The sequence below is a fragment of the Chryseobacterium sp. genome (genome assembly GCF_008014695.1).
Lineage (GTDB): Bacteria > Bacteroidota > Bacteroidia > Flavobacteriales > Weeksellaceae > Kaistella.
In genome coordinates, this window is record NZ_VOXE01000002.1 from 417,698 (window position 1) to 429,677 (window position 11,980).

Sequence of the window (11,980 nt, forward strand, 5' to 3'; positions counted from 1 at the left end):
GTGGCGGAAATCACCGTACCACCAACTTTCAGATAACTTTCTTAACAGGACACCATGATAAAATTTTTAGACCTGCAAAAAATCAATCTTGCCCATCAGCAGGAAACCGAAGAACGGATACTCAATGTATTCCGAAGCGGCTGGTATCTGCTGGGCAGGGAAGTAGCAACGTTTGAAAAAAACCTTGCCACCTACATCGGAGCTCAGCATGCCGTGGGCGTTGCCAACGGGCTTGATGCCCTCCGACTGATCCTTCGTGCCTATATCGAGATGGGGATCATGGAACAAGGAGATGAGATTATTGTGCCCGCCAATACTTATATCGCTTCGCTACTTGCCATATCAGATAACCGACTGGTGCCCGTTTTGGTTGAACCGGATCCTGCGAATTTCAATCTAGACCTCACCCGCATTGAAGAAAAAATCACGGCGAAGACAAAAGGGATCATGATTGTGCATCTGTACGGAAGAACGGTGTTTTCGGAAGAACTGAAATCGCTGGCAAATAAGCACCAGCTAAAAATCATTGAAGACAATGCCCAAGCCATAGGTGCCGAATGGCAGGCCCTGAAAACCGGAAATCTGGGAGATGCTGCAGGATTCAGTTTTTACCCGGGGAAAAATCTCGGAGCTCTGGGTGACGCCGGTGCCATCACTACTAATGACGCTGAGTTAGCGGAAACAGTACGCATCCTGGCCAATTATGGATCGAACCAGAAATACATTAATATTTACCAGGGACTGAATTCGCGTCTGGATGAGATGCAGGCGGCAGTACTTGATGTGAAACTGAAATATATTGATGGGGAAAATGCAAGGAGAAGAGAAATCGCCATGCGCTACATCGAGGAAATCCGGCATCCGGATATCCAGCTGCCGCAAATGCCGGGGAATCCCGCAGAGCATGTGTGGCATCTTTTTGTAATCAGAAGCGCTGACCGGGCCAAACTTCAGGAATACCTGACCACAGCCGGTGTACAGACACTTATTCATTATCCGGTGCCACCCCACAGGCAGGAGGCCTACCGGGAGTGGAACGTACTTTCATTCCCAATTACTGAGCGCATTCACGATGAAGTCCTGAGTTTACCCATCTCTCCCGTAATGTCTGATGAAGACGTGGGACTTGTGATCCGTAAAATAAACAGCTATGCTTAAAGAAGCGCTGAAACCGTCCTATGCATTGATGTTGAAACGTTTTAATCAGTTTCGGTATTTTCTGCTGCCTAACCTGTTTTCGAAAGCGCATTGTGTCTACGAAAAGATGCCGGCATTTCAGCAAAAAACTTTTGTTACCGGACCCGGAACTATCCGCTTTGGTGAGAACTGTATTTTTGGCACAAAAGGCGGCGGATTTCATTATGGCGGGAGCATCGAATTACAGACCCGGCTCGGCGCTGCAGAAATTTCCATCGCCGAGAATGTGGCGACCAACAATAATCTCTTCATTTGTTCAGCGAACCGAATCAGGATCGGAGCCGGAACTTTTATCGGGCAGAATGTCACCTTAATGGATTTTGAGGCTCACGGTACTGAACCTGAAAAAAGAAATGAAATGGGTGAAATAGGCACTGTGAACATCCATGAAAATGTATGGATTGGGAATAATGTCACGATACTGAAAAATTCAGAGATTGGAAAAAACAGCATCGTTGCCACCGGTGCAGTGGTGTCGGGAAAATTTCCTCCGAACGTCATTATCGGGGGCATACCCGCAAAAGTCATTAAAAACCTCTGATGTCCGAAGAGCAGTCGTCATATCGCCAGATCATGAAAGCCACATCCGTATTTGGAGGGGTTCAGGTATTCAATATACTGGTACAGCTCATCCGTTCCAAGGTAGTGGCGGTACTGCTTGGGCCGTCAGGTATCGGGATTATGGGTCTGCTGCAGACGACCGTTCTGCTAGTAGCCTCTGCAACGAATTTTGGCTTAGGGACCAGTGCAGTCAGGGATATTTCGGAAGCCAGCCGTGAAGACGACGAAAATAAAATCCTGCAGACCGTTGCGGTATTCCGGAAACTGGTTTGGCTCACCGGACTTCTGGGAATGGCTGTAACAGTAGCCCTTTCGCCGTTGTTGAGCAAACTGACTTTTGGTACCTATGACTATACGTTAGCATTTGTTGCCCTTGCTGTAACTTTACTAATCAATCAGCTTGCGGCCGGACAGGTAGTACTGCTTCAGGGACTGAGGAAGATCAACTGGCTTGCCAAAGCCATTGTTTATGCTTCGGTTCTGGGTTTACTAGCGTCGCTGCCGCTCTATTATTTTTTCGGTAATGCGGGGATCGTTCCGGCCATGGTTCTTACTGCGCTTGCCCTGCTGGCTGTACAGTACCGGTTTGCCAATAAAATGAAAATAAAAACCGTTGCACTCACCTTCAGAGAAGCGGTGCACCGGGGAAAGCCTATGTTGAAACTCGGTTTTATGCTTTCGCTGAGCAGCCTCATCACCGTAGCTGCTTCCTATATCATCAGAATTTTTATTTCCAATACAGGCGGCGTGGCCGATGTAGGGCTCTACAATGCGGGATTTGCCATTATTGGCACTTATGTAGGCATTGTTTTTACCGCCATGAGCACCGATTATTATCCCCGACTTGCCGCGGTTGCGCACAGCAATGCAGAAAGCCGAACGGTAATCAATCAGCAGGCGGAAGTAGCACTGCTTATTCTTGCACCCATTATTATGATTTTTCTGGTCTTCATCAACTGGGTCATTATCCTGCTGTATTCAACACAGTTTATCGAGGTTAATGATATGATACTGTATGCGGCACTGGGCATGTTTTTTAAAACCGCTAGCTGGGCGATTGGATTTCTTTTTCTTGCGAAAGGGAACAGCCGGCTTTTCTTTTGGAATGAGTTATTGACGAATACCTATACCTTGGCTCTCAACATCCTCGGCTATCATTACTGGGGTTTAACCGGACTCGGAGTTTCGTTTCTGGCCTCTTATTTCCTTCATCTGATTCAGGTGTTTCTGGTGGCCAAAACACGTTATGGGTTTTCATTTTCCTCAGATTTTATAAAGATATTTGTTTTACAGCTTCTGCTCGCACTGGTCTGTCTGCTGGTAGTGAAGTTGGCAGGAGTAAAGGAGGCGTATATTTTTGGATCTGCAATTGTTCTTGTTTCCGGATGGCATGCCTATCGGGAACTGGACAAAAGACTGGACTTGAAGGCTATACTGGCTTCCATTAAAAATAAACTAAGGTAAGGATGGGTGCTGCAAATTAAATGAAAATGCTGAATATTTCAGGGAACAGATTGCCGCACGGACCTTATTGCGATATATTTGCGGAGCCCAGTGCATTGCGGAAAGTGAGTAGACACCTCTTTATTATTACCAAACAGCCTCCTGCTGAAGGCTTTTCTGGAAGTGAACTTTAAATAAACAGCAGCCGAAACATGAGAATTTTATTATTTGGAGAATACAGCGGTTTTCACAATCATCTGAAAGATGGGCTCATGAAGCTCGACCAGGATGTGGTGATCGCCTCAAGAAAGGATGGATTTAAAAACCTCCCTTCCGATTACAGTTTTGATTCCGGGTTTAAGAACCGGTATCTGAATTACCTCCATATGGTTTCCAAATATGTTGCCTCGCTGCGTGAACTGAAAGGCTTTGATGTTTTGCAGATCATGAATGCAGGAATTGTATCCTATGAAAGTCTGCGGTTTAACCGTTTTATTCTTGAGCAGCTGATTAAAAACAACCAAAAAACCTTTTTGTCGGGCGCCGGTGAGGATCCTGTAATCTGGGATTACTGGATGAAACATAGCGGGGATCTGAAATATAGCTGGCTCGAAGGGGCGCGGGAAGACCACCTCCGGAAATCAAGCGCTGAACTTCCGCAGGAGAACGCAGATTTTTTACAGTGGAATAAAGATCTACTCGCGAAAATCGACGGCTATATTCCCATTATGTTTGAATACAGCGTTCCATACTCTGGGTATCCGATCCCCAAGCGCACGATTCCAATTCCTGTTAACATTGATAAAATCAAATACCGTGATAATATGGTGGGAAATAAAATCAAGATTTTTCACGGCCTGAACCGGTATGGCATGAAGGGCACCCAGTTTGTGGAAAAGGCTTTTGAGATCCTCAGAAGGAAATATCCCAATGATCTGGAACTCACCATTGCGGGTCAGCTGCCGCTAAAAGAATACTTGGAAGTGACCGGAGCGGCCAACGTGATTGTGGACCAGACCCGATCCTATTCTCTCGCCATGAACGCCCTGTTTTCGATGGCGCAGGGAAAAGTGGTATTGGGTGGCAATGAGCCGGAATCTGCAACAGCGCTTCACTACAGCACCGAAAATCCAGCCATTAATATTACGCCTGATGCGCAACAGATTGTTGCTCAGGTGGAGATGCTCCTTGACGATAAAATTGCTCTGGGGGACTTGGGTTACAAATCCCGGCAGTTTGTGGAAAAGGAACACCATTATATTAATGTTGCCCAGCAATATCTGGACTTCTGGAGCGAAAGCTCCGGATTGAATAAACGGGATAAAAATTAATTATTGCGACAAAAACTACGGGTGATTCCGTATTGACAAATGGAGTATAAAAAGAATCGGACTACTGATCATGGAGAACTTTAACACCCTTTATAACACAGTTATAATTTTTATTGCCTTTGTTGCCCTGTATTTTTCGGCAGCCATCGACATTAAAAAGCGGAATTTCACAAAAACCGGACTGGTATTTGCCTTTGCGACTCTGGTAGCGCTGCTTTTACTGTTCGGCCTGCGTGACAAGGAAATTGGTACCGATACCTTGATGTATTACTGGCAGTACAAAAATTACCGGCACTATGAGCAAGGCACCGATTTTTTGATGGGTTTTGTATTTACAGGACTGAATCAGTTCTCGAATGATCCGACACTTTACTTTTTTGTGATGGCCTTTCTTTATCTGGCTACATTTGGATTCGCATTTTTTTACTATGCCAGAAGCTTGGGAAGCAATGTTTATCTCGTGTTGTTTTCTTTTATCAGTCTGTTTTTTTTCGAGGCCATGGGAATTAACACCATCAGGCAGGGAGTGTCTCTGGGTTTTTTCGCACTGGCACTGTCTCAGTATTACAAGGAGCCGGTGACTTTTTTTAAAAAAAGTGTCATTATATTTGCGGTGCTGTCGGTTGGTTTCCACCTTACAGGATTAATCCCGGTCATTCTCTTTCTTCTTGTGATATCTCTTCGCAAAATACGGTTGGGCTATTATTATTTCCTTTATTTTTTCACTCTTGTGCTGTCGGTTTTCAGCGTCAGTATATTAACTTTTAAAGATTATATAGGTTTTTTATTGATTGATGAGAGAAGAAGCGGCTACTTAGAGGTTGCGAAGTTTTCCAAACTATACAGCATAGGGTTTAAGCCACAGTTTGTCGCCTTTAATACCCTGTTTTTGCTATTTTTTGTTTACATCAGGAAGTTTGTCTATGTTTCAGATGGCTCTACCCAACTTTTCAAGTATTATCTACTGAGCAGTTCGCTGTTTTTTATGGTGTTCCAGCTGCCGTATTCAGACCGGTGGGGAGTAATGTCTTGGGTAGTAATTCCTTTTTTACTGGTACCCCTTTTTAAGGTGGGCACGGGCAGAAGGCTTGCAACGGCTACCGTCCTGCTCCTTACTGCCATATTCCTGTTTTTCCTAAGCTATCAGAGCAAATAAAAATCAGGCGCAATGCGTTTATATTATTTTTCCTATATTAATTTTAATATTTTTGCATATGCGTACAACCGTTTTACTATTATCTCTTGGTTTACCGGCCATGTTCCTGCTATGGATTTTAGGTAAAAATTATGAATACAGGCTTCCTCCGCAAAGCCTGACCAGTAGTTATTTGAGCAATACTAATCTTGTTATGCCTGCAACGAGAAGCTATATCGCGGACGATCTGCCGAATGGATATGACCGGTCAGGTAAGACAGATTATACCGCATTGATCCAAAGAGCAGTTAATGAAAATAAAGTAACTGTATTTCCCTCTTTTCCTCTTCTCATTAATATGAATGGTCTTACCGTGCCTTCGGATAGGATTCTTATTTTCCAGAAAAATTCTATACTTCTGTTTTCCGGTCCTGCTACTGCGAAATATTCGGATATCATCAAAGTTTATAATGCAGAAAATGTACGGATTGTGAATGCAAAAATCCGTGGAAGCAGAAATGAAAAAGCAGAACAGAGAGGCGAATGGAGTGCGGGGATCTCCATCCTCAATTCGCGCAATATTGTCATAGAGAATCCCCGGATTTATGATACCTTTGGCGACGGTATTTTTATAGGCTCTGAAGATAACGGCTACAGCGAGAATATTTACATTTCGAATGGGTGGATTGATAATGTGCGTAGGAATGGAATATCAATCACATCTGCCAAAAACGTCTTCGTAAATCATATACTGATCTCAAATACCCACGGCACGCTCCCTGAATGTGGCGTTGATATCGAACCCAGTGTAGAGGATCACATCATGCAAAATGTAAATCTGAATGACGTGTATACTTTTAACAATAGTTCAGGCGGTATTTCAGTCAATATGAATGCACTAGGGGTTAAGGAACGTTCCCGAATCAAGACGGTGAATATAAACATCACCCGACACACCGATGACGGTTCAGCATATGCCTTTACTACTTCGCTGAATGATATCAAAGGTTTATATGATGCTCAGGGCTACATCAATATCACTGGAAGCCATTGGCAGAATAACCGAAGTGGCCTATACTGGAAATCGGATAATGAGCAGCGCATTAAGCTTAACTTTAAAAAACTGAAGACTGATAGCAACGGCAAAACCCAGGAATTGGTTAATTTCCTGAAAAAACAAAAAAATATTGCCGTAAGCAATTAACAGAACAATAAATATGGAAGTCAGTACCCCGTTGGTAAGCATAGGCATTCCGGTTTACAATGCCGGCAGATTCATAGCAGATACGCTGAAATCTGTGTTGGACCAAACGTACACAAATTTTGAACTCATTATTACAGATGATGGAAGTACTGATGATTCTGTTGCAATTGTGAAGACCTTTGATGACCAACGAATACAGCTGATTTCTGACGGTCTGAATAAGGGAATTTCGTTCAGGCTAAACCAACAGGTTGCGCAGGCAAAGGGAAAATATTTTGTAAGAATGGACGCGGATGATCTGATGTTCCCTTACCGCCTCGAAAGACAGGTTTCTTTTCTTGAGCAGCATCCGGAGCTGGATGCTGTAGGCTCTTCCGTTGTTGTTCTGGATGATGATAATCATATTCTGGCGTTCAGAAAAGCCAAGCTTTTAAGCAACTACAGAGAGCTGTTCAGTACAATATTGTTCAACCATCCCACCGTTACAGGGAAAACGGAATTTTTTAAAAAATATCCCTACTCCGAACATCTGACCGGCGTGGAAGATGCGGATGTTTGGCTCAGGAGTTTTCCACAGTCGCGTTTCAGTGTTATCAGTGAACCGCTTCTTTTTTACCGGGATCCACTTGCGTTCAAACTCAGCACATACCGTTTCCGGCTCCTCCAGAAAAACAGACTGCTGCGCCATCACCCTTATCTGAAATCCCGTTTTTTGCTGAAAACCAAACTCATGACGGAAAACTTTCTGAAAATTGCAGTCGCGACCTTTACACATCTGTCCGGGAATGACCGCTGGATGATTTCGCGCCGGAACCAAAACAGTGAACTTCCTCAACTTGAGGAATGGAGGAACGTGTTAAAAAAAATCACCAATGAGCAGTCCTAATAAGATTTTACATGTCATTTCCATATCGTTTGTCATCAATCATTTTTTTGGCAATCAATTTTCGTATTTCAACGGTAAGGGATATCGGTTTTATGTTGCCTGTACCGAAGACGAAAAACTTTTTTCAGAAGCTAAAGCTAAAGGTTTCACGGCTTTTCCCGTCCCTATTGTAAGAAGTATAAACCTCTGGCAGGACATGCAGTCCGTCTATAAACTCTACCGGTTTATCAGAAAAGAGCGGTTTTACGCTGTAATCGCCCATTCTCCGAAAGGTGGTCTCGTGGGAATGCTCGCCTCATTTCTGGCCGGAACTCCCAGGCGGGTTTTTTTCCGGCACGGACTGGTTTTTGAAACTGCTACCGGATTCAAAAGAACACTACTGGTGGCCATTGAAAAATTTACCGCATTGCTTGCTCATAAAGTGGTAAATGTGAGTTCATCCGTTATCGATGAATCCAATAGATTCAGGCTTAACCCTCCATCTAAGAACTTGCTTTTGGGCAGAGGAGCCTGTAACGGAATCGACCTCCATAAATTTAAACCGCGTACAAAGACCAATCCTAATTTTATTGTGGGTTTTGTAGGACGCCTCAGTATTGACAAGGGAATCGTTGAACTCATTGCTGCCTGGGAGAAATTTGCGGCTGACCATCCATATGCGGAACTTCATCTCGTAGGTCCGTTTGATGAAAGGGATCCGCTGCCTCAGGAGACAACCGATAAAATCATGCAGCTCAATTCCGTAAAAAATATGGGCCTTGTGGCAGACACTTCCCACTATTACAGCGAATTGGATGTTTTTATCCTGCCTTCATATCGTGAAGGTTTCGGGATGGTGATCCTGGAAGCCTCCGCGAGTGGCATTCCCGTGATTACGACGCGCAAAACCGGTTGTGTTGATGCGATCGTAGAAGACTTTACGGGGATTTATACCGAAATTACTCCGGAGGCCATTCAAATGAGTATGGAATATTATTTTCAGAATCCTGAAGTGCGCAAGCAGCACGGAATGAATGGTATCTCTTTTATAAAGGAATTTTTTACTGAGGAATTTTTGTTTGATGAGATTGAAAAAAAAGTATTTGCATGAAGGTAATTATCACCGGTATTTCCGGTTTCGTGGGCCAGAATCTTTCTGACTGCCTCATCAGAAAAAATATAGAGGTTGTGGGCTTGTCCCTTCGAATCCCCGGCTGGGAAGACCGTTTTTCTCAACATGCTGATGCCGTCATTCACCTTGCGGGCAAAGCCCATGATACTGCGAGTACAGCTGTGGAAGAGGAATATTATAAGGTAAATACCGACCTTACCAGAATACTTTTTGAAGCCTTTTTAAACTCTGATGTTCGCGATTTTTTTTATTTTTCGTCTGTTAAAGCTGCTGCAGATGAGGTGGAAGGAGTTTTGAATGAAGACCATCCTCCACATCCTGCCACTCCATACGGTAAATCAAAACTGCTGGCTGAACAGTACCTGTTATCGAAACAGCTGCCGGAAGGTAAACGGCTTTTTATCATCCGCCCGTGTATGATTCACGGTCCCGGCAATAAAGGCAATCTCAATCTGCTGTACAAAACCGTTAAGAAAGGAATTCCATGGCCTTTGGCGGCTTTTGGGAATATGCGTTCTTATCTCAGCATCGACAATCTTAATTTCCTTATCCACCAAATGCTCACCACGAATCTTCCGTCCGGTATTTACAATTTCGCTGATGATGAGACGCTCTCTACCAACGAGGTGGTTCGGCTCATGGCTCACGCCGCCGGAAAAAGAGCTGTCTTTTGGAATCTTCCGCAGGGTTTTGTCAGAAGTTTAGGCCGTATTGGCGACACGCTCAATCTTCCTTTCAATTCCGAACGCCTGCTAAAACTTACGGAGACCTACACCGTTTCGAATGAAAAAATCAAAAAGGCACTCGGAATCATTCAATTACCGGTGTCCGCATCTGAAGGGCTGGAGAAAACCTTCAAAAATTTCAATAACACTTTATAGCAGGATACTTTATAAGGTATATTTTAATATATTTGAGGTGTATTACAAGAATTAATAAAAAAGATGTTTGACCCTCAACTCATCAAAGGAAATGTTTTTACAGACCACCGGGGAAGCGTTCTGTATAATAATCACTTTGACGCTACACCTGTTAAGAGAATTTATCTCATCGAAAATGAAAGTACGGAGTTTGTCCGGGCATGGCAGGGGCATAAAATTGAACAGAAATGGATGGTTTCGGTTTCCGGAAGATTCCTGATTTCGTTGGTAAGAATCAATGACTGGGAAAATCCTGATCCAACCACTGAAGTGACGGAATTTATTGCCTGTTCAAATCAGTTAAATGTCATCCATATCCCTGCTGGATTTGCAAACAGTATTCAAGCTCTGGATGATCATTCCAGACTGCTCGTTATGGCAGATCATTTACTTGGTGAAGTGGAGGACGAATACCGTTTCGACCCGGGATATTTTATAAATCGCACCACGCCTCTTTAAACCTCACAATCATTGGAATACTTAATTTCGGCTTTCATCCTCTTTCTCGTGATGCTGCAGTATTTTAGAATTGCAGACCGGTACAATATTATTGACCGACCCAACAGCCGGAGTGCCCATTCGGAGATCACAATCCGGGGGGGTGGGATTGTTTTCCCTGTGGCTTTTCTGCTTTTATTTACGAATCTGTTTTTTAACGAAATACTGGTGGCTAACCTTTCGCTTGTAGTTTTTGGAGTGGGATTGTTCATTATCTGTTCTGTAAGTTTTGCTGATGACTTAGTTGACCTTTCCACCAGGATCAGACTCCTCTTTCAGTTTGCAGCAGTAAGTTTTTTACTCTATTTCCTGAGCGTATTTCAGCTTTTTCCAATGTGGCTCCTGCCCGGAGCTTATATTGTAACCATCGGGATCCTGAATGCCTATAATTTTATGGATGGGATTAACGGTATGACCGGACTATACAGTGTTGTAGTGCTTTTATCACTCTTTTATATCAACCGCAACCTGACTGAGTTTACCATTCCTGAATTCATTATTTATCCCATGATAGCCTGTGTTGTTTTTCTTTTTTTTAATTTCCGCAGCAAAGCTAAATGTTTTATGGGAGACGTAGGAAGCCTAGGTATTGCATTCTGGGTAACCGCGCTGATTGGGCTGCTGATGATCAAAACGGGGCAGTTGAAATGGATTCTGTTTTTAAGCATTTATGGAATTGAGGTCATAGCCACCATTGCAGAGCGTTTAAGACTTAGGGAGAATATTCTGAAAGCGCACCGCCGCCATCTTTACCAACTCATGGCCAACGAGAGAAAAGTTTCCCATTTGGTGGTAAGCGTATTTTATGCGATGGCGCAGGTCATTGTGAATATTTTGGTTATTTATCTGGAATTGCCGGAATGGCAGATATTTGCAGTAGTACTTATTCCTGCTGCTTCTACTTATTTATTCATTAAATATTCGCTGAAAAAAAAATTAAGAACCCGGTCAATCAATGAAAATTCAAGAAACTCCGATTAAAGACTGTTATATTATTCATCCCACCGTTTTTGAGGATGAACGCGGTTATTTTTATGAAAAATTTAATGAAAAGACCTTTGAAGTTTTGTCCGGCATGAACGGGCATTTTGTGCAGGACAATATTTCTAAATCAACGTATGGGGTCCTGCGCGGACTTCACCTTCAAAAAGGGAAACACGCACAGGCCAAACTCGTTTCATGTTTGGAGGGGAAGGTATTTGATGTGGCGGTAGACCTGCGACAAGATTCGCTTACGTTTGGAAAATGGTACGGTATCGAACTTTCAGGGGAAAATAAATTGCAGTTTTACGTTCCACGCGGTTTCGGTCACGGATTTTCAGTGCTTTCCGAAACCGCCGTATTCGCCTATAAATGCGATAATTATTATAATAAGGAGTCCGAAGGTGGGGTGTTATGGAATGATCAGGACCTCAATATTGACTGGAAACTTCCTGAAGGTGACATTCTTCTTTCCCAAAAAGACCAGGTGCTGCCAGCTTTATGGGAGAAGGATTATTAAAAGGCAAAAGCCAAGAAGAAAAGTAAAATCATATTGTGAAGGTTTTTCTTTGTGCTCTTTGGGTAAAATTTTGTGTTATTCGTGTCTAGTAAATAAAGAATAACTGCCAAAAATCAACGATTTAAGAACCTTTCTCAGGTTCTTTTTTTTATTAGTAAATTTGCAGCCTGTTATTCAGGGCATCTCCCTTTAT

At 43.2% G+C, this 11,980-nt stretch carries 12 protein-coding genes; all 12 read left to right on the plus strand.

Annotated features, from left to right (window positions below):
* The first annotated feature begins 54 nt into the window (after nt 1-54).
* Nucleotides 55-1,158: a DegT/DnrJ/EryC1/StrS family aminotransferase gene (locus FUA25_RS06400; RefSeq protein WP_147756070.1), complete on the plus strand. Its 1,104-nt coding sequence runs from the start codon at nt 55-57 to the stop codon at nt 1,156-1,158.
* Entirely contained in the window at nt 1,151-1,738 is a 588-nt protein-coding gene (locus FUA25_RS06405; protein WP_147756071.1) for an acyltransferase, read from the plus strand. The genes FUA25_RS06400 and FUA25_RS06405 overlap by 8 nt, the downstream gene beginning before the upstream one ends.
* Nucleotides 1,738-3,222, plus strand: coding sequence for an O-antigen translocase (locus FUA25_RS06410; protein ID WP_147756072.1), 1,485 nt, complete (start codon nt 1,738-1,740; stop codon nt 3,220-3,222). Before FUA25_RS06405 ends, FUA25_RS06410 begins: the two co-directional genes overlap by 1 nt.
* A 191-nt stretch (nt 3,223-3,413) precedes the next feature.
* Nucleotides 3,414-4,532: a glycosyltransferase gene (locus FUA25_RS06415; RefSeq protein WP_147756073.1), complete on the plus strand. Its 1,119-nt coding sequence runs from the start codon at nt 3,414-3,416 to the stop codon at nt 4,530-4,532.
* Nucleotides 4,533-4,602: 70 nt separating this feature from the next.
* Nucleotides 4,603-5,688, plus strand: a complete 1,086-nt coding sequence (locus FUA25_RS06420) for an EpsG family protein (protein WP_147756074.1) — start codon at nt 4,603-4,605, stop codon at nt 5,686-5,688.
* Nucleotides 5,689-5,746: 58 nt separating this feature from the next.
* Nucleotides 5,747-6,871 carry a right-handed parallel beta-helix repeat-containing protein gene (locus FUA25_RS06425; protein ID WP_147756075.1) on the plus strand — a complete coding sequence of 375 codons (1,125 nt, stop codon included), beginning with the start codon at nt 5,747-5,749 and terminating at the stop codon, nt 6,869-6,871.
* Between the two features lie 13 nt (nt 6,872-6,884).
* Nucleotides 6,885-7,757 carry a glycosyltransferase family 2 protein gene (locus FUA25_RS06430; RefSeq protein WP_147756076.1) on the plus strand — a complete coding sequence of 291 codons (873 nt, stop codon included), beginning with the start codon at nt 6,885-6,887 and terminating at the stop codon, nt 7,755-7,757.
* Nucleotides 7,744-8,847 carry a glycosyltransferase family 4 protein gene (locus FUA25_RS06435; protein WP_147756077.1) on the plus strand — a complete coding sequence of 368 codons (1,104 nt, stop codon included), beginning with the start codon at nt 7,744-7,746 and terminating at the stop codon, nt 8,845-8,847. Before FUA25_RS06430 ends, FUA25_RS06435 begins: the two co-directional genes overlap by 14 nt.
* A complete protein-coding gene (locus FUA25_RS06440; RefSeq protein WP_147756078.1) occupies nt 8,844-9,749 on the plus strand; it encodes an NAD-dependent epimerase/dehydratase family protein in 906 nt (301 codons plus the stop codon). The genes FUA25_RS06435 and FUA25_RS06440 overlap by 4 nt, the downstream gene beginning before the upstream one ends.
* Nucleotides 9,750-9,812: 63 nt before the next feature.
* A complete protein-coding gene (locus FUA25_RS06445) occupies nt 9,813-10,247 on the plus strand; it encodes a WxcM-like domain-containing protein (protein ID WP_147756079.1) in 435 nt (144 codons plus the stop codon).
* Nucleotides 10,248-10,259: 12 nt separating this feature from the next.
* Nucleotides 10,260-11,267 carry an MraY family glycosyltransferase gene (locus tag FUA25_RS06450; RefSeq protein WP_147756080.1) on the plus strand — a complete coding sequence of 336 codons (1,008 nt, stop codon included), beginning with the start codon at nt 10,260-10,262 and terminating at the stop codon, nt 11,265-11,267.
* On the plus strand, nt 11,242-11,787 hold the full coding sequence (gene rfbC, locus FUA25_RS06455) for a dTDP-4-dehydrorhamnose 3,5-epimerase (RefSeq protein ID WP_147756081.1): 546 nt from the start codon (nt 11,242-11,244) through the stop codon (nt 11,785-11,787). Before FUA25_RS06450 ends, rfbC begins: the two co-directional genes overlap by 26 nt.
* The last annotated feature ends 193 nt before the right edge of the window (nt 11,788-11,980 follow it).